Origin of the sequence: Ensifer sp. Root558, from assembly GCF_001427045.1 — a bacterium.
GTDB lineage: Bacteria > Pseudomonadota > Alphaproteobacteria > Rhizobiales > Rhizobiaceae > Ensifer > Ensifer adhaerens.
The window spans coordinates 556,860-575,352 of the sequence record NZ_LMGC01000023.1 but is presented as its reverse complement, the minus strand read 5'-3'; the positions used below and the strand labels follow the sequence as shown (position 1 = coordinate 575,352).

General features: G+C 63.6%; 12 protein-coding genes, 3 pseudogenes and 1 riboswitch. Of the genes and pseudogenes, 8 read left to right on the top strand and 7 right to left on the bottom strand.

The window, feature by feature from the left end:
- Positions 1-113: 113 nt before the first annotated feature.
- Positions 114-1,088: an L-threonylcarbamoyladenylate synthase gene (locus ASD63_RS22625; RefSeq protein WP_034801125.1), complete on the bottom strand. Its 975-nt coding sequence runs from the start codon at positions 1,086-1,088 to the stop codon at positions 114-116.
- Between the two features lie 77 nt (positions 1,089-1,165).
- Positions 1,166-1,765, bottom strand: coding sequence for a DUF6656 family protein (locus ASD63_RS22620; RefSeq protein WP_034801127.1), 600 nt, complete (start codon positions 1,763-1,765; stop codon positions 1,166-1,168).
- Between the two features lie 317 nt (positions 1,766-2,082).
- Positions 2,083-2,284, top strand: a riboswitch (cobalamin riboswitch).
- Between the two features lie 103 nt (positions 2,285-2,387).
- Here ASD63_RS22620 and ASD63_RS22615 point away from each other — a divergent pair.
- Positions 2,388-3,632 (top strand): aromatic ring-hydroxylating dioxygenase subunit alpha, encoded by a 1,245-nt coding sequence (locus tag ASD63_RS22615; RefSeq protein WP_034801129.1) that lies wholly within the window; start codon positions 2,388-2,390, stop codon positions 3,630-3,632.
- A 1-nt stretch (position 3,633) separates the two neighbouring features.
- On the top strand, positions 3,634-4,728 hold the full coding sequence (locus ASD63_RS22610; RefSeq protein ID WP_034801131.1) for a hybrid-cluster NAD(P)-dependent oxidoreductase: 1,095 nt from the start codon (positions 3,634-3,636) through the stop codon (positions 4,726-4,728).
- Positions 4,729-4,976: 248 nt separating this feature from the next.
- On the opposite strand, the pseudogene ASD63_RS22605 reads toward ASD63_RS22610, so the two are convergent.
- A pseudogene (locus ASD63_RS22605) lies at positions 4,977-5,987 on the bottom strand (GH25 family lysozyme); the annotation flags it as partial.
- A gap of 416 nt (positions 5,988-6,403) precedes the next feature.
- Between ASD63_RS22605 and ASD63_RS22600 the strand changes: the two are divergent.
- The gene (locus tag ASD63_RS22600) at positions 6,404-6,832 is read left to right on the top strand and encodes a BA14K family protein (RefSeq protein WP_034801454.1); all 429 of its coding nucleotides are present in this window, start codon (positions 6,404-6,406) and stop codon (positions 6,830-6,832) included.
- Between the two features lie 131 nt (positions 6,833-6,963).
- Here ASD63_RS22600 and ASD63_RS22595 read toward each other — a convergent pair whose 3' ends face one another.
- Together ASD63_RS22595 and ASD63_RS22590 are read right to left on the bottom strand one after the other, a co-directional pair.
- The gene (locus ASD63_RS22595) at positions 6,964-7,398 is read right to left on the bottom strand and encodes a VOC family protein (RefSeq protein WP_034801133.1); all 435 of its coding nucleotides are present in this window, start codon (positions 7,396-7,398) and stop codon (positions 6,964-6,966) included.
- A gap of 87 nt (positions 7,399-7,485) precedes the next feature.
- On the bottom strand, positions 7,486-8,475 hold the full coding sequence (locus tag ASD63_RS22590; RefSeq protein WP_034801135.1) for a transporter: 990 nt from the start codon (positions 8,473-8,475) through the stop codon (positions 7,486-7,488).
- 289 nt (positions 8,476-8,764) lie between these two features.
- Between ASD63_RS22590 and ASD63_RS22585 the strand changes: the two genes are divergently transcribed.
- The 5 genes and pseudogenes from ASD63_RS22585 to mcpU (ASD63_RS36260) all read left to right on the top strand — a co-directional run.
- The gene (locus tag ASD63_RS22585; RefSeq protein WP_034801137.1) at positions 8,765-10,546 is read left to right on the top strand and encodes an acyl-CoA dehydrogenase; all 1,782 of its coding nucleotides are present in this window, start codon (positions 8,765-8,767) and stop codon (positions 10,544-10,546) included.
- A gap of 11 nt (positions 10,547-10,557) precedes the next feature.
- Positions 10,558-11,310 (top strand): crotonase/enoyl-CoA hydratase family protein, encoded by a 753-nt coding sequence (locus ASD63_RS22580; protein ID WP_034801139.1) that lies wholly within the window; start codon positions 10,558-10,560, stop codon positions 11,308-11,310.
- A 378-nt stretch (positions 11,311-11,688) separates the two neighbouring features.
- Positions 11,689-13,713: a methyl-accepting chemotaxis protein McpU gene (gene mcpU / locus ASD63_RS22575; RefSeq protein WP_244497267.1), complete on the top strand. Its 2,025-nt coding sequence runs from the start codon at positions 11,689-11,691 to the stop codon at positions 13,711-13,713.
- A gap of 300 nt (positions 13,714-14,013) precedes the next feature.
- A pseudogene (locus ASD63_RS36265) lies at positions 14,014-15,495 on the top strand (methyl-accepting chemotaxis protein); the annotation flags it as partial.
- Position 15,496: 1 nt separating this feature from the next.
- Positions 15,497-16,330: pseudogene (gene mcpU / locus ASD63_RS36260) on the top strand (methyl-accepting chemotaxis protein McpU); the annotation flags it as partial.
- A 128-nt stretch (positions 16,331-16,458) separates the two neighbouring features.
- On the opposite strand, the gene ASD63_RS22565 reads toward mcpU (ASD63_RS36260), so the two are convergent.
- Positions 16,459-17,709 carry a class I SAM-dependent RNA methyltransferase gene (locus ASD63_RS22565; protein ID WP_034801145.1) on the bottom strand — a complete coding sequence of 417 codons (1,251 nt, stop codon included), beginning with the start codon at positions 17,707-17,709 and terminating at the stop codon, positions 16,459-16,461.
- Positions 17,706-18,476, bottom strand: a complete 771-nt coding sequence (locus ASD63_RS22560) for a TlyA family RNA methyltransferase (protein WP_034801147.1) — start codon at positions 18,474-18,476, stop codon at positions 17,706-17,708. The genes ASD63_RS22565 and ASD63_RS22560 overlap by 4 nt, the downstream gene beginning before the upstream one ends.
- Positions 18,477-18,493 lie beyond the last annotated feature (17 nt).

Sequence of the window (18,493 nt, the reverse complement as noted above, 5' to 3'; positions counted from 1 at the left end):
TATCGGATCGGTCGATCTGAGGATCTGGTCCTCGGTTCCTGGTCGGCGGCGATCATAACCGCAATTGGTGCCGTTCGATGAGGGTGGGTGCGGAGAAGATGCCGCACACTATCTTACCCTCGTGGTGCCGCCGCCCGTTGTAACCGGTCGATGATGGCTTCCCCCAACCCGTCCGAAGGGATCGGCCCGAAGGCGATGGTCTCTGCGCCGCTGGCATCCGCCCGCTTCATATAGTCGAAGAGATTGGCGGCGGCTTCGCGCAGATTGCCAGTCGGGCTGAGATCGAGAACGACGGCCGCCTGCTCTTCGCCGGCGATCCGATTGCCGCCGAAACGGATCAAGGCTTCGCCGGCATGCACCTCGGCGGCATCGAGCCGGACGGCAGCGCCGGGCGCGTAGTGCGAGGCGAGCATGCCCGGCGCCTCGATCGTCGCTCCCGCCGTCTCCGGCCGGGTCACCGGACGACCAAGCAGGCGTTCGATCTCGGCGGCATCGAGGCCACCCGGCCGAAGCAACCGGATCTCGTCGCCGTCGACCTTGATGATCGTCGACTCAAGGCCGATTTGGGCCTGGCCGGCGTCGAGGATCAGCTTCAGTTTGTCGCCGAGATCGGCTTCCACATGGACCGCACTGGTCGGGCTGATTTTGCCCGACGTATTGGCACTGGGCGCGGCCAGTGGTCGCCCGAAGTGAGCGATTACCCGGCGCGAGAAACCGTCGGGCATGCGGATGCCGAGCGTGTCGAGGCCGGCGGACGCCAGCGCATGAACCGTGCTGTCGGCGCGCTGCCGAAGGATCAGCGTCAGCGGGCCGGGCCAGAAGGCTTCGGCCAGCTGCCTCGAAATCGGATCGAAATGCACATGGGCTTCGGCCATCGCCATGTCGGAAACATGCGAGATCAGCGGATTGAAGCGCGGGCGCCCCTTCATCTCGTAGATGCGACTGATCGCATCGGGATTGGTAGCGTCGGCGGCAAGGCCGTAGACGGTCTCGGTCGGAATGGCGACCGGCTCSCCTTCGCCAAGAACGGCGCAGGCGCGCGCGATCGCGCGGTCCGGTTCTCTATCCGTGTCGATGATCTCAGCCATGCCGTTTCCTTTCCGACGCTTCCTTAACGGACGCACCGGAAAAACAGAACGATTTTCTTTGAAGGAACCGGTTCGGCTCAGAGGCTGCGAATGATGCGACGCAACGCGTCATCCTTGGCGCCAAGCATCAGTACGTTTTTCAGCGCGACCTTGGGATCATCCGTGCGAAACAGCAGCCCGTTGTCACGAAAGTTGCGGTTGATGACCATTTGCCCGGCTTGGGCGCCCGGTTCGATGGCGACGGCGAAGTACATGCGTGAATAGCCGGGCTGGATACTCTCGAAAAAATGCGTCTCGTCGCCCAGGTTGCAGAAGAAGTTGGCGAAGTAGAAGGACCAGGTGATGTCCTTGGAGGGAGTAACCGGCGTACGCGCCGCCGTCACGTGACAGTAGCCGAGATGCGGCCGGCCGACGAGCGTGCGGTGGAAGATCATCTTCGGGAACTGGATCGAGTTGTGGAACCCGTTGATCCGCTTATGGGTCGTGTCGCCGGCGGTGCTGAGCTTCTTGCCCGTCCTGTCTGCGACTTCCTCATAGCTCAAATACCGGCGTTCGCTCGGCAACCATTGCCTGCGGTTGATCCGGCCCGTACGCAGGAATTCGGTATGAACCGCCACCTTCGGCGGGATTGTCGGCAGCTTCTCGGCTGTCGCGTCGTAGTATCTCAACTTTGCCATGATCGTCAGCGCGCCATCTGCCTGCCTGCAGGACCTCTCTCGTCCGCCGGCTAGGCTAGCGGCTCATGGTTAATGAATGATTTCGTCCTGGCTGCATCATTAGCGTTCTCTATCTGACGCGATGTCGCAAACGGGCGAAGCCCTCCCGCATCTGCGCCGACCGCGCCGCAAAAGTCGGCAATTGCCCAAGATGTGATCTATCTATATGTTTGCAATGTAAAAATTCTAAGACGGTGGCCTTTTGTGGCGGTTTTTTCCGTGTCGTCATTCTGGAATTGGATGTCGCTATCGGGCAGCTGCCAAGGTGACTTCCGCGATTACATATCCTTACTCAAGGTGCCGTCTTCGAAGGGAAGATGGAGAATTGGGAAGCCGGTCAAATCCCGGCGCTGCCCCCGCAACGGTGGTGGAGCGAAAGCCTCGGCAAAGGCCACTGGACGGTTCGTCCGGGAAGGCGCCGGGCAGGTCCGAAAGGACGGCTCCTGAGCCCGGAAACCAGCCTTGACGGACATAACCGTAACGGGTTGCGGCGGGCAGCCGGATCGGAGCCTCAAACGCATGGGCGTGCGCCCGTGCGGGTTCCTGTCCTGCCTCTCCGAAACATGGCGCATGAGGACAGGACATGGACACCAGAAACGATATGCTTCGAAAGCTGAAGGGCAGGCAGGACGGCTACAGCCTCGACCGGGCCTTTTACATCGATCCCGACTACTACAGGCAGGATCTGGAAAACATCTGGTACAAGGATTGGCTGTTTATCGGCCATGACTGCGAGATCCCGCGGGCCGGCAATTACTTCACCGTCCAGGTCGGCGACTACCCCGTTGTCATCACCCGCGACCGCCAGGGCGCCATCCGGGCTCTGCACAATTCCTGCCGCCACCGCGGCTCGCGCGTCTGCACGCAGGCGAAAGGCTCGTCGGCAAAGCTTGTCTGTCCCTATCACCAGTGGACCTACGAACTCGACGGCTCGCTGCTCTTTGCCCGGCAGATGGGAGAGGATTTCGACAAGGCCGCCCACAGTCTGAAGCCGATCCATTGCGAAACGGTCGGCGGCTACATCTTCATCAACCTGTCGGAAAAGCCGATGGATTTCACGGCGTTCCGCGACATGGCCTTGCCGTATCTCGCGCCGCATCGGCTCGGCGAAACCAAGGTCGCGTTCGAAAGCACCATCATCGAGAAGGGCAACTGGAAGCTCGTCTGGGAAAACAACCGCGAATGCTACCATTGCGCCGCCAATCATCCGGAACTCTGCCGCACCTATCCTGAGGCGCCGACGGCGACCGGGGTGCAGGGCGCCAAGGATGATCCTGTGATCGCCGAACATTGGGCGAAGTGCGAGGCCGAGGGCCTGCCGAGCGAATTTAAGATGTCGCCGACCGGTCAGTTCCGCGCCGCCCGCATGCCGCTTGTCGACAATGCCGAAAGCTACACCATGTCGGGCGCCCGCGCCGTCAGGCGGGCCCTGTCCGCCGACGTCTCCCAGAGCCAGATCGGCACGCTCTTGATGTTCCACTATCCCACCACCTGGAACCATGTGCTCGCCGACCACGCCATCACCTTCCGGGTGCTGCCGCTCGGGCCCGAACTGACGCAGGTGACGACGAAGTGGCTCGTCAACAAGGATGCGGTCGAAGGCGTCGACTACAATCTAGATGAACTGACGCATGTCTGGACCGAGACCAACGACCAGGACCGTCAGATCGTCGAGGAAAATGCCTTCGGCATCCGCTCACCGGCCTATGAGCCCGGTCCCTATTCGCCCGAGCACGAGGGTGGCGTGATGCAGTTCGTCGAGTGGTACTGCAAGTTCATGGAGCAGCGCCTTGCCGGCGACGCGGCTCCGCTTTCAAGGGTCGCCTGACATGCAGATGGCCTCTTCGTTTCACCATTTCGACGCGCTCCACGTCTGGATCGACCGGCAGCAGATGCTCGAATGCACATCGGCGGTTGTCGAGACCGCCGATGTCATGACCTTCACCTTCCGGGCCGAAAAGCCCGCCTGGTTTCGCTATCTGCCCGGGCAATTCGTGACCCTCGAACTGCCCGTCGCCGACGAGCCAGTGATGCGCACCTACACCCTGTCGTCGACGCCCTCGCGGCCGCTGTCGATCGCCGTGACCGTCAAGGCGCAGTCAGACAGCATCGGCACCCGCTGGATGTTCGAGCACCTGAAGCCCGGAATGAAACTCCGCGCCTTTGGCCCGCTCGGCGATTTCAGCTTCGTCCGCCATCCCGGCGACAAGTACCTGTTTATCTCGGCCGGCTCCGGCATCACGCCGATGATGTCGATGACGCGCTGGATGGCGGACTGCGTGCCGGAGACGGATGTGACCTTCATCTCCTGCGCGCGTCGGCCGGAGGACCTGCTGTTCCGTTCGGAGCTGGAGGTTCTGGCGACGCAGATGTCCGGGCTGAACCTCGGCTTCATCGTCGAGGGACATGAGGCACGCCACGGCTGGCACGGGCTTCGCGGCCGCATTGATGGCGCCAAGCTGCCGCTGCTTGCGCCCGATTTCATGGACCGCACCGTTTTCTGCTGCGGCCCCGAACCGTTCATGCGCGGCGTGCGCGAGATGCTGAAATCGGCCGGTTTCGACATGGGCCGCTACCACGAGGAGAGCTTCCAGCCGGCCGCCGCACCTGCGGCGGAAGAGATTGCCGTGCGCGCCGGCGCCGGTGACGAGGGCGAGGTCCAGGCCGCCAAGATCGCCTTCACCATGAGCGGCAAGGAGATCGAGGCCAAGCCCGGCCAGACGATCCTGCAGGCGGCGCGCGCCAACGGCGTGCGCATCGGCGCTGCCTGCGAAGGCGGCATCTGCGGCACCTGCCGGGTGATGAAGGTCTCAGGCGAGGTGGATATGAGCCACAATGGCGGCATTCTCGACGACGAGATCGATGAGGGCTACATCCTCGCCTGCTGCTCGCGACCGCTCGGAGACGTCCAGATCGAAGCTTGAAGGCTTTAATGATGTCGCGCAAAAGTGTGCAGCGGTTTTGCGACAAAGACATGCATAACAACAAGCGCTTAAAGCCTGTCGCGTGAATGCTTTTCACGCGACAGGCTTTAGGGCGCGTTGCAGGGGATCGGATTGGCGGAAATGCTTGCCGGGGCGTCGGTGCCGGCCCCCGTCTTGGAGCAGGCGCCCTGGGCGGCATCATTGCCGGCGATCGCCACCTGCAGGGCACGTTCCTGGCGGGCGAAATCGATCGAGCCGGTCACCAGCATGTCGACACCGCTGCCGGCGCCGCTCGTAGCGTCAGCGCGGCTCACGAGCAGCGGCTCGCTAAACATCGCAGTCGCCCTTGCGATCGCCTGCATGCCCGTTCCCCGCTCGGCTTGGGCGACGAGCATCAGCGGCAGTGGCTTTTCCGGCAGCAAGGCGCCCTGTGCCCAGATCGCTTTCAGCGCCGGCGGCGACATTGCCGCCACATTCACGTCGATGTCGTCAAGCGTTCCCGGCACGCGGTAGGGGCAGCGGCGCTTGCCGCAGTTGATGCCCGAGGAGAACTGCCACAGCGCGTAACTGTCCCAGTTGCCCATCGGGAAAACCTGGCGGATATCCGGTTTGTAACGGGCGTACCAGAGCGGCAGGCGCGACAGCAGCCGGTGTTTGGCCCGGTGCGCGGCGATGTATTTGGCGGTGATGTGGTTGGTATAGAGGATCGGGTAGCGCCCGGTCCGGGTCTTGATGTGCCCGGCGAAGATGGCGGCGTCCTCCAGCGACATGTACTTGTCCGGATCGATGCCCTCGAGATCGAGCACCATCAGCTCGTCGTCGCGCGGATCGGCGTAATCGAGGAAATGGTTCGCCTGGTCGACGGGATTGCCCGGGCGGGCAAGATGGTAGGCACCCCACAGCAGCCCGTGCGAACGGGCAATCATCCGGCGGGTCTGGTAGAGCTCGCGGCTGACGGCGTATTTGCGCCACATGGTCTTGCAGTGGTTGAAGGTGTCGCCGTTGTGGTCGCCGGTGCAGGAGAAGCTTTCGGGCAGGCCGTCGGAGGCCTTGGCGATGAAACCGGAAACGCGCTTGTCGCCAAGCATCGTTTCCCAGTCGATGCTGTTCATCTCATAGGCGTCGACGATGATGGCATTCGACTTGGTCTTCCAGGGCTCCATTTCACCGGCGCGTGCGATCGCCGCCGCGAAAGCCAGACCGATGAAGGTCGCGAGGCGCAGAATCATCCCTGTCGTGGAGATACACCGCTTTGCCATTCTCTGAGATTGCCGACAGTATCGTTAACGCATCGTAAATCCCAGCCCCCGAGCGGACTGTGCGGGAGCGACGCGCGAATGTATACCGACCTGTGGCTGTATATAAGAAATTGCTTTCATGTTCGCGATCTGACGATCAGCCGGGAAGGCGTTGGTCGACGATGCGGCAATGCCTTGCTGCAGCAACGGGTGCTGGCCGCGCCACCTGATCCCGCAGGAGGCGGAAGATGGAACAAAACCGGTGACTTATGCGTTATCGGTCGATTTCGGATTTCCCGGCTGAGGGACATCCCCGTATCGGCCTCGGTCCGGGTGAAATCATGGAAAGGTTGAAATGCCGCGGCAACCCGAAACCGGGCCGCGCAAAATGCGTTCGGTGATGGAGGGATTTTATGAAGAACGTGCTGAAGTCCGGGATGAGCCGGTGGTTTTCCGTGGCCGTTGCGGTGGCTGTGCTGGCGACGTCGGCCGCCCCGTCGCAGGCCTTCACGCCGACACCGCCGCGCCTTGAGCGGCAGAGCGATGCACAGAACGTCCAGTATCGCCGACCGGGCATGGAGCGTCGTGGCGGCTATTACTACTACAACGGCTACCGCGGTTATAACTACCGCCGCCCTGGCTATCGCTACTACAATGGCTGGTGGTATCCGATGGCAGCCTTCGGCACCGGAGTGATTATCGGTGGAGCGATCGCCCAGCCGCCGCGCTACACGCGTCCTGCCCCCGTCTATGGCAGCCGCCATGTGCAGTGGTGCTATGACCGCTACCGCTCATACCGGGCCTACGACAATACCTATCAGCCCTATGGCGGCCCGCGCCGCCAGTGCTATTCGCCCTATGGTTAAAGGGTAGGCAGGGCCGGGCGCTTCCGCTCCTGGCCCTTTTTCGCCTGGGATCACATGAGGCCGCCATAGCTGCGAGCGATGGGCCTGGCCGATGATCGCGCCGTGCCTGGTGAGAACTTGTCCTGCAGTGGCTAAAGTTCTTGGGCGAGCCCGATGAGCAGCCCCTCGGGACCGCGGATATAGCAAAGCCGATAGGCGTCCTTATACTGGACCACTTCGCCGACCAACTGCGCGCCGCGTTTGCGGAGCCGCTCAACCGTATCGTCGACGTCGTCGACCGCGAGCATGACGCGGAGGTAGCCAAGCGCATTGACCGGGGCAGTCCGGTGATCGGCGACGACCGGTGCTGCGAGGAAGCGGGAAAGCTCGAGCCTGCTGTGGCCATCCGGCGTACGCATCATGGCAATTTCGACATGCTGATCGCCGAGCCCGGTGACACGCCCGGCCCATTCCCCGTCGATCGTCGCCCGCCCTTCGAGCTCAAGGCCAAGTTCGCGAAAGAAATCGATCGTCTCTTCGAGGTCTTCGACGACGATGCCTATGTTGTCCATTCGCTTGAGCGCCATGTTTCCAATCTCCACGGTGTCGTTCCGGTCTACGGGGACGTCGCTCCAAACAACACCGAACGCCTGGGGAGAGTTCCGACCGGTGTCTCAGAGAATGCCGATCCGCCGGAGAATCCACCAGGCAAAGCCCATGGAGAGTGCGATGAACAACGCCGCATAGAGCGTGCCGGTGCCGTCGGCGAAGGGCAGCGCCCCGGTATTCATGCCGAAGAAGCCGGTGACGAGCGTCGGCGGCAGGAGGAAGGCGGTCATCAGCGACAGGATGTAAAGATGCCGATTGGTCTCCGAAGAGATCTTGCTGTCGATCTCTTCATGCAGCAGACGCGCGCGTTCCTGCAGGGCGAAGACGTCGCGGTCGACCGCTTCGAGCCGGTCGGAAAGCCGCTCGGCGGCGTCGATGAACCCGGGCGGTACCTCGTCCTCATCCGATGCGCCCGCCCGCCTGAGCAAGGCGAGGATCGTGCGAAGGTGCCGATGCAGCCGCACCACCGTGCGCCGCAGCGGCGCAAGCCCCGGCTGCTGCCGATGCCCAGCCTCGCCATACACATGGTCCTCGATGACGTTCAGATCCTCGGTCAGTTCCAGAACCAGCGAGATCAGCGTGCGCTGGAATTCGACGACGATCATCTCGAAGAGGTCGATCGGCCGTGCGCATTTCGTGCTCTTTTCCACCGCTGCCTTGACGCGGTCGATGCTGCGCAAAGGATGCAGGCGGGTGGTGATGATGATGCGGTCGCTGACGGCGAAATGCAGCCAGCCGATCGTCTTCGTCACCGCGTCGAAGGTGCGCTCGAAATCGACGAGCGTGCCGTGCACGATATCGTCCGAAACGGTGATGGCCGCCTGGGTATCGTGGCTCGTCAGCGTGGCGACTGCGAGCGGCGGCAGGTTGCCGATCCGCTCGATGAGCGCAGGCGTTCGCGCGTCCGAGAGCGCGAGGTGAACCCACACCCATCCTTCCCCGGATAGCAGGCTGTCGATCGAGGCGTCGGTGGCGATCCGCTGGCAGCGGCTTTCGCCCGGCAGGAAACGATAGGCCCAGACGATGCCGGGTATTTCAGGGGAAATCAGGTTCATCTGAACGCCTTGTCCAGGGTCCGCCGCCTGTTCCGATCCATCGTTGGCAACGGGAGGGAGGAACACGCAGCCATTCAAAGTGCTAAAGTGACAGTCGCGCGTCCAGCGACGACGCGCGGCACCATCTGTCTTGGCTTCTATGCGCCGTTGATGACAGTTTTGTTACGGGCGGCCGCAGCCCGATGTTCGGGAAGCCGACGGCAATTGACGTTGACGTTTACGTAAAAATCAATAGTGTTCGGCGCACGAGGCCGCGCCCGGCGCGACCTGGCTATCTGGGAGGATCATCATGTACAAGGCACCCGTCGACGAGATCGCATTCACGCTGAAGCACGTGGCAGGCATGGGCGATGCACTGCAATCGGGCGCGCTGGGTGATCTCGGTGAAGACCTGGTCGATGCCATCCTTTCGGAGGCCGGTCGGTTCGCGACGGAAGAGGTGGCGCCGCTTGGCGACATCGGCGACAAGCAGGGGTCGCGCCTCGTCGAAGGCAAGGTCGAGACCCCAAACGGTTGGCGCGATCTCTACCACAACTGGATCGCCGGCGGCTGGAACGGGCTGACGGCCCCGGAAGATTTCGGCGGCCAGAACCTGCCGCATATGCTGCACGTCGCCGCCATGGAAATGTGGAACGCCGGCTCCATGGCCTTCGCGCTTGGCCCGACGCTCACCATGGGCGCCGTCGAGGCGCTGGAAAAGCACGGTTCCGATGAGCTCAAGGCCACCTATCTGCCGAAGATGGTCTCCGGCGAATGGACCGGCACCATGAACTTGACCGAGCCGCATGCCGGCTCCGACCTCGGTGTGCTGAAGGCCCGCGCTGAGCGCCGCGACGACGGCACCTACCGCATCTTCGGCCAGAAGATCTTCATCACCTGGGGCGAACACGACTTCACCGACAACATCGTCCATCTGGTGCTGGCGCGCCTTCCGGACGCGCCGGCCGGCACCCGCGGCATCTCGCTGTTCCTCGTGCCGAAATTCCTGGTCAACGCGGACGGTTCGCTCGGCGAGCGCAACGATCTCTTCTGCCATTCGCTCGAACACAAGCTCGGTATCCATGGATCGCCGACCTGCACGATGATCTATGGCGACGGCAAGTTCGGCGCTGAAAAGGGCGCGATCGGCTATCTGATCGGCGAGGAGAACCGCGGCCTCGCCTGCATGTTCACGATGATGAACAACGCCCGTCTGGCCGTCGGCATGCAGGGCGTGGCCATTGCCGACGCCGCGACGCAGAAGGCGATCGCCTTTGCCAAGGAGCGCACCCAGGGTAAGGCGCCTGGCTGGACGGGGCAGGGCATGAGCCCGATCATCGAGCACCCGGATGTTGCCCGCATGCTCCTGACGATGAAGGCGCTGACGCAGGGCTCGCGCGCGATTTCCTACGCCTGCGCCCACGCCGTCGACATGGGGCATGCAGCCGAAGGCGAAAAGGCGAAGTTCTGGCAGGAACGCTCCAGCCTGCTGACGCCGATCGCCAAGTCCTTCTCGACCGACGCCGGCGTCGATGTCGCCTCGATGGGTATCCAGGTGCATGGTGGCATGGGCTTCATCGAGGAAACGGGTGCTGCCCGCTATCTGCGCGACGCCCGCATCGCGCCGATCTACGAGGGTACCAACGGCATCCAGGCGATCGACCTCGTCACCCGCAAGCTGCCGCTTTCCGATGGCGGCCACGTGCGTGGCTTCATTGCCGAGTTGCGCGAGATCGCCGCGGCAGTTCGCGCCTCGAACCGCGACGGTTTTGGCGAGACGGCTGCACGCCTCGATGCGGCGCTGGACGATCTTTCGGCCGCGACCGAGTGGCTGATTGCGGCTGTTGCCGGCGGCAAGCTCGCAGAAGCACTCGCCGGCGCCACCGCCTACCAGCGGCTCTTCGGCCTGGCGCTGACCGGCGCCTATCTCGCCAAGGGTGGTCTGGCGGACGTCAGCGATGGCAAGGACGATCAGCGCATTGCGCTCTGCCGCTTCACCGCCGAAAACCTGCTGGCCGAGACTGCCGCACTGAAAGACCGTGTCGTCAACGGTGCCGACAGCCTCGCCGTCGCTCGCGCTGTTCTGGCCTGAAAGGACCCATCATGACCGACCACGTGCTCATCGAACGGCCGGAAGCCCACCCCGGCGTCCAGGTGATCCGCTTCAACCGGCCGGAAAAGAAAAACGCCATCACGCGCGACATGTACGCGAAGATGACCAATGCGCTGACGGTCGCTTCTAGCGATCCGGCCGTGCGCGCCACCGCCTTTCTCGGCACCGATGGTTGCTTCTCCGCCGGCAACGACATGGCCGACTTCCTCGCCTTCGCCATGGGCGGTTCCATGGGCATAGAGGTGATCGAGTTCCTGAAGGCACTCGCGACCGCAACGAAGCCTGTCGTTTCGGGCGTCGACGGTCTCGCGATTGGCATCGGCACGACGATCCATCTGCATTGCGACCTGACGATTGCGTCCGAGCGCTCGGTCTTCAAGACGCCCTTCGTCGACCTGGCGCTGGTGCCGGAAGCGGCCTCCAGCCTGATCGCGCCGCGCATCATGGGTCACCAGCGGGCCTTCGCGCTGCTTGCCGCCGGCGAACCGCTCACCGCAGGCGAGGCCGTGGACGCGGGACTGATCTGGAAGATTGTCGGCGCGGACGCGGTCGAGCGCGAAACCCTGGCGCTTGCTGGCCGGCTCGCCAAGAAGCCGCCGGAGGCGCTTCGCATCGCCCGCGATCTCGTCCGTGGCGACCGCAGCGACGTGCTGGCGCGTATCGACGAAGAGGCGAAGCACTTCGCCGCGCAATTGAAGAGTGCCGAGGCGCGGGCCGCCTTCGAGGCCTTCATGCGCCGCTAAACCAGTTTGGATTTGTGATGGGTGAGACGGGTGCCTCTGTGCACCCGTTTTGCATTCGGGGGCAAGCTCTTACCCGGCCGGCGGTAAAGATCCCGTTGCCGCCGCCATCGCGAACTTGAATAGATCAATTTTAATTTGTTCTTAAATACCGGTCGCTAGCGTCCTGCGCGATAGGCCCATCCCTATTTTGGGATGGCCCCAGCCGCATGAAGCAGGGCTGGCCTCGCCTTCGGGCATGTTCAACGTTTTCCCGTCAGCCTCTGCGCGCCGTCTTCACGGACGGACGACGGATGCTGCGCGAAAATCATCAAGAGCTCATGTCCGGCGGCCGCCGCCGGCACCCATTGGGAGCCCACCTTGTCCAAGCGATCGAACCTCATGACGCGCATTCTCGTTGCCGCGTCCTGTGTCGTCGTCGGCGCTTTCGCCGGCTTTTCCGTTTACATCGACAGCCTGCAGCGCGACACGACCACCAAGGCCGTCGAGGAGAACATTGCCTCCTCCGGCACCCAGGCCGCGCAGAGCGTCGCCAAGTGGCTGAACGGCCGCGTCACGCTGACGGCGATGGTGGCTGATGCCACCGGCAACGTCGCGGATGACGGTGGGGTCCAGCCGATCCTGAAGAACGACGTTCTCACCAGCGAATTCATGTCGACCTATGTTGGCAACGAAAGCGGCAAGTTCATCACCTGGCCCGACAATCCGATGCCGGCAGGCTATGACCCGCGTCAGCGCCCCTGGTACCAGCAGGCCGTCAAGGCTGACGCTCGCGTGCTGACCGAACCCTATGTCGACGCGTCCAGCGGCGCGCTGATCATCAGCGCCGCCGTTCCGGTCAAGCGCGACGGCAAGCTCTATGGCGTTGCCGCCAGCGACTTCTCGCTCGATACCCTGGTGACGATGATCAAGGGCGTCGATGTCGGCGGTGAAGGCTTTGCCTTCCTCGCCAGCAAGGACGGCCAGATCCTGGTTCATCCCGATGCCAAGCTGGTCACCAAGTCGCTCGCCGATGCCTTCCCGATCGACACACCGGCAATCGGCTCCGGTATCATGAACACCGAGCTCGACGGCAAGCCGATGCTGGTGAGCTTCGTTCCGGTCCAGGGCCTGCCCTCGGTCGAATGGTATGTCGGCTTCGTCATCGACGCCGACGCCGCCTATTCGGCGATCGATCAGTTCCGCATTGCCGCGACCATCGCCACGATCCTTGCGGTCGGCGTGATGCTCGTCTTCCTCGCGACCTTCCTCAACCGCCTCGTCATCCGTCCTGTCACGGATATGACCAGCGCGATGGAGAAGCTCGCGTCGGGTAACCACAACGTTGCAATCCCCGGCGAAGAGCGGACCGACCAGATCGGCTCGATGGCCGCCGCCGTCGCCGTCTTCAAGGCCAATGCCGTCGAGCGCGCCCGCCTCGAAAGCGAGGCGGATGCGAACCGTTCGCTGTCGGAACGCGAGCGCCTGGAACGCGAGGCGCAGAAGGCGCGCGACGCTGCCGAAGTGCAGCAGGCTGTCGATGGTCTGGCAACCGGCCTCGGCCGTCTTGCTGACGGCGATCTGGCCTATCGCATCGACAATCCCCTGCACGACACGCTCTGCGCCGTCGGTGCCAATGCCCGCGGCATTGATGCCGGCGCGACGGAAATCCGCTCGGCCGCCGACGATCTCGCCCGCCGCACCGAGCAGCAGGCAGCCTCGGTCGAAGAGACCGCCGCAGCGCTTGAAGAGATCACCACGACGGTCAAGGACTCCGCCCGTCGGGCTGAAGAGGTCGGCGCGCTGGTCGCCCGCACGCGTGCCGGCGCTGAGAAGTCCGGCGAAGTCGTTGCCAACGCCGTAGATGCGATGCATGCGATCGAGAAGTCCTCGGGCGAGATCTCCAACATCATCGGCGTCATCGATGATATCGCCTTCCAGACCAACCTCCTTGCACTGAACGCCGGCGTCGAGGCGGCCCGTGCCGGTGAAGCCGGCAAGGGCTTTGCCGTCGTCGCGCAGGAAGTGCGTGAACTCGCCCAGCGCTCGGCCAATGCGGCCAAGGAGATCAAGGCACTGATCACCACCTCCGGCAACCAGGTCCGCAACGGCGTGACCTTGGTCGGCGACACCGGCAAGGCACTGGAGACGATCGTCGCCGAAGTCCAGGAGATCAACAAGCACGTGAGCGCGATCGTGACCGCGACGCGCGAGCAGTCGACGGGCCTCCAGGAGATCAACACGGCGGTCAACACCATGGATCAGGGCACGCAACAGAACGCGGCCATGGTCGAGGAACAGACGGCGGCAAGCCATGGTTTGGCGTCGGAAGCAGCCTCGCTCAACGCACTGCTGGCCCAGTTTAACCTCGGCGATACGCAGAGCGTATACGCGGCAGCGACCAGCCACCGCCGCCGGGCAGCCTAGTCCTCGCCGACATTTGAGAAGCAAAAGGCCCGGGAGACCGGGCCTTTTCTTTGCGCAGTGCATCAGGATTCTCGCTTTTCACTGCAGGATCGCGAGTCATCCCCTTGTTTCTTAAGCTTTGATAAAGCGCTCGCGCATACCGTTTCTTCGCCGCGAAATGACTTCGCCCGCACGTCGCCTCCAGCATTCATCATCGCGATGTGCCCCAGACACCTGTCCCAATGCTCAGCGTGCCCGTCACGCAATCGATGATTTGGCCGCGCACGACCGCAACGGCGGAGGCGCGAGGGGAGACATACGGTGATCCTAAAGACTGCAACGGCAAGAAACATGTTCGCCATCGTGATGACCGGCCTGTTGACCTCCATGGTCACCGCCGCCGTCGTCTTCTGGCTCTCCTATCAGCAATTGCGCGAGCGCAGCATCGCCGAAATGACCAATGCCGCATCCGCAAGCGCGCGCAGCGTCGAGACGAAGTTTGCCGAGGCAAAGACGCTCGCAAACAACATCCGCTCCGCGCTCTATGCGGTAAAGGGCACCGGCGAGCCGTCGCGCGCCGAAATCGAAACCCTGATGAAACGCTGGATCGTCGACAATCCGCTTGCCGTCGGCATGAGCACCGGCTGGGAGCCGAACGCCTTCGACGGCAAGGACGCCGAATTCGTCGGCAAGCCCGGCCATGACGCGACCGGCCGCTTCGTTCCCTATATCGCCCGCTCCGGCGACAAGGTGATCCACGAGGCGCTCGCCGATTATGACAAGCCGGGTCCCGGCGACTACTACCAGATCCCGAAGAAGACCGGCCTCGACATGGTCACCGAGCCTTATGTCTACCCGATCAACGGCAAGGACGTGCTGATGACCTCGATCATGGTGCCGCTGAAGAAGGACGGCGCCTTCATCGGTGTGGTCGGCGTCGACATGGCGCTCGGCGAACTCTCGACCGAACTCGCCAAACTGAAGCCCTTCGGCACCGGTTTCGTCTCATTGCTCAGCAAAGATGGCAGCATCATCAGCCATCCGGATGCCAAGGTCCTCGGCAAGGTGCTGAAAGACACGCCGCTCGCGGGTGAGGGGTGGGGTGACCTCCTGAGCCACACCGGCCAGGCCTTCGCGCTGAAGCACACGGATGGCAGCGGGCATCTGGCCGTCGCCGTACCGGTCAACCTGCTGCCCGACACCGAATGGTACGTCGTGGTCTCGGTGCCCGAAGCCACGGTCTTTGCCGGCCTTTCGCATCTCGCGATGATTTCGATCGCCGTCATTGCCGTTGCCGCCGCGATCATGATCATCGTCGGTTGGACACTGGCGAGCCGCTTCCGCAAGCGCGTCGCCAATGTCATCGGCGTCACCGGCCAGATCGCCGCTGGCGAGACCGACGTCGACCTGTCCGAGGCCGAGCGCAAGGATGAGATCGGGGATCTCGCCCGGTCGCTGCGTGTCCTGCGTGATGCGACGATCGCCAAGATGCAGCTCGAAAGCGAGGCGGATGCGAACCGCTCGCTATCGGAACGCGAACGTCTGGAACGCGAAGCGCAGAAGGCGCGCGATGCTGCCGAAGTGCAGCAGGCCGTCGATGGTCTGGCAACCGGTCTCGGCCGTCTTGCTGACGGCGATCTGGCCTATCGCATCGACAATCCCTTTGCCGATCGTCTCGATCGCCTGCGCGCCGACTTCAACAACTCGGTCGCCAAGCTGCACGACACGCTCTGCGCCGTCGGTGCCAATGCCCGCGGCATTGATGCCGGCGCGACGGAAATCCGCTCGGCCGCCGACGATCTCNTCGGTCGCCAAGCTGCACGACACGCTCTGCGCCGTCGGTGCCAATGCCCGCGGCATTGATGCCGGCGCGACGGAAATCCGCTCGGCCGCCGACGATCTCGCCCGCCGCACGGAGCAGCAGGCAGCCTCGGTCGAAGAGACCGCCGCGGCACTCGAGGAGATCACCACGACGGTCAAGGACTCGGCTCGCCGCGCCGAAGAGGTTGGTGCGCTGGTCGCCCGCACCCGTGCCGGCGCTGAGAAGTCCGGCGAAGTCGTTGCCAACGCCGTAGACGCGATGCATGCGATCGAGAAGTCCTCGGGCGAGATCTCCAATATCATCGGCGTCATCGACGATATCGCCTTCCAGACCAACTTGCTCGCGCTGAATGCCGGCGTCGAGGCGGCCCGTGCCGGTGAAGCCGGCAAGGGTTTTGCCGTTGTTGCTCAAGAAGTGCGTGAACTCGCCCAGCGCTCGGCACAGGCCGCCAAGGAGATCAAGGCGCTGATCACCACCTCGGGAAACCAGGTCCGCAACGGCGTGACCTTGGTCGGCGATACCGGCAAGGCACTGGAGACGATCGTTGCCGAAGTTCATGAGATCAACAAGCATGTGAGCGCGATCGTGACCGCGACGCGCGAACAGTCCACCGGTCTCCAGGAGATCAACACGGCCGTAAACACCATGGACCAGGGCACGCAACAGAACGCGGCCATGGTCGAGGAACAGACGGCGGCAAGCCATGGCCTGGCGTCGGAAGCAGCCTCGCTCAATGCGCTGCTCGCCCAGTTCAACCTCGGAGAAGGGCAGGGCTCTTACGCAGGTGGGGGTGGATACCGCCGCCGCGCGGCGTGACGACGGATCGGCGTCCGCGGGTCATGCTAAGACGAGTGCAAAAACAAGAGGATAGCACGCAAGCGTGAATCAGTCTGGCAGACGCTTCAAGTCGAACGATAACGAAGGCCCGGGAAACCGGGCCTTTCTCATTTCTCCAGCGTGACCACCGCCTCGACATGGGCCGACCAGAGGAACTGGTCGATCGGCGTCACCGAGGTGATGCGGTACCCGGCGGCAACGAGGATCGAGAGGTCGCGCGCAAGCGTCACTGGATTGCAGGAGACGGCGACGACCTTCTTGACGCCGGAGCGGGCGATCTCGTGACACTGCACGTCCGCGCCGGCGCGTGGCGGATCGAAGACGACCGCGTCGAAGACCTTCAGTTCCTGCGCCATGAGCGGGCGGCGGAAGAGATCACGCTTCTCGATGGTGACGGGCTTGAGCCCCTGCGTGTTGCGAGCCGCCAGATCAAGCGCCTTCAGCGCCTTGTCTTCGCCTTCGACCGCATGCACCCGCGCCTTGCGGGCGATGCGCAGCGCAAAGGTGCCGCAGCCGGCAAAGAGGTCGGCGACGCGCTTGGACTTGCCGAGATGGTCGAGCACCAGCTTCGCCATTGCCTCTTCGGCCTGCGCCGTCGCCTGGGTGAAGCTGCCGGGCGGCGGCGAGACGGAAACACCGCCGAAATCGATGACAGGCTTCACCGGCTCGACAATGATCTCGCCATTGAGGCTGACGCGGGCGATGCCGCGCTCACCGAGCACGGCTTCGACCGTGCGGCGGCGCTCGCGGTCGTCGAGCTTCTTGATGCCATCGACCGAGAGGTCGAGGCCGGAGAGCGTTTCGAGCACGGTGATGCGGAACGGCTCGGCATTGACGGCCATGGCCGCGCCGACTTTGGCAATGGTGGCGAGCTTCGAGACGATACCCGGGCTCGCGATCGGACATTCCGAGATCGCGACGATATGGTGGCTTTCCGCCTGGTTGAAGCCGAGAAGCAGATCCTTCTCGGTCTTGCGGGCGGTGAAGACCGCGCGGCGGCGCTGGCCGGGCTCGGCGGTGATGAGCGGCGCCACCTCGGGAGTAAGCCCTTTCGACTTCAGGGCGGCGATCACCAGATCGCGCTTGAAGCCGTGGTAGAGCGTGTCGGAGGCATGTTGCATCGTGCAGCCGCCGCAGGTGCCGTTGATGCCGTCCGGCCCGAAGTGCCGACAGTGCGGTTCGACGCGCTCGGGTGAGGCTTCTCTCACCGACATCAGCGTGCCGTGCGATTTGTTGACGGCGAGCGCGACGCTTTCGCCGGGCAGGGTGAAGGGTGCATAGATCGGCCCGTCAGGACCTTCGGCAATGCCGTCGCCCTGAGCGCCCAGCCGCTTGATGGTGACGGCTTCAGTGGTCATGGCTTCTTGCCTGCCAGCAGGTATTCGACATTGCCGTCGCCGCCGGCAATGGGGGAGGGGATAAGGCCGAGGCTTTGCCAGCCCATGTCCTCGACAAGCCAGCGCTCGAGTTCGGCGGCGACATCAGGTGCGCTGTCGGGATCCTTGAGCAGGCCCGCCTTGCTGATGGCGTCGCGGCCCGCCTCGAACTGAGGCTTCACCAGCAGGATGCAGTACGAACCGGGAAGCGCCATATCGAGTGCCGGCGGCAGCGCGAGCTTGAGCGAGATGAACGAGACGTCCGAGACGACGAAGGTGACTTCGCGGTCGTCGATGTCCTCCTCGGTCATCGCGCGTGCATTGAGGCCCTCAATGCTGGTGACGCGTTCGTCACCTTCGATGCGCGGATGGATCTGGCCATGGCCGACATCGATCGCGACCACATGCTCGGCTCCACGCTTCAACAGCACTTCGGTGAAGCCACCGGTCGAGGCGCCGATATCGAGACAGCTTTCGCCTGCAGGGTCGAGCCCGAAATGATCGAGTGCCGCGACCAGCTTCAGCGCGGCGCGCGAGACATAGTCCTGCGCCGGGTCATCGATGGTGATCGTCACGCTCTCGGCAAACATCGACGCTGCCTTGGTGACCGTGCGGCCGTCGACCTTGACGGTCCCGCGCTGGATTGCGTCACGGGCACGCGCGCGGCTTGCGACCAGCCCCGAGTTCAGCAGCAGCTGATCGAGGCGGACCCGGTTCTTGTGTTCTTCGTTCTGGCGATCTTCTGACATGTGTTTCTCATGGCGAC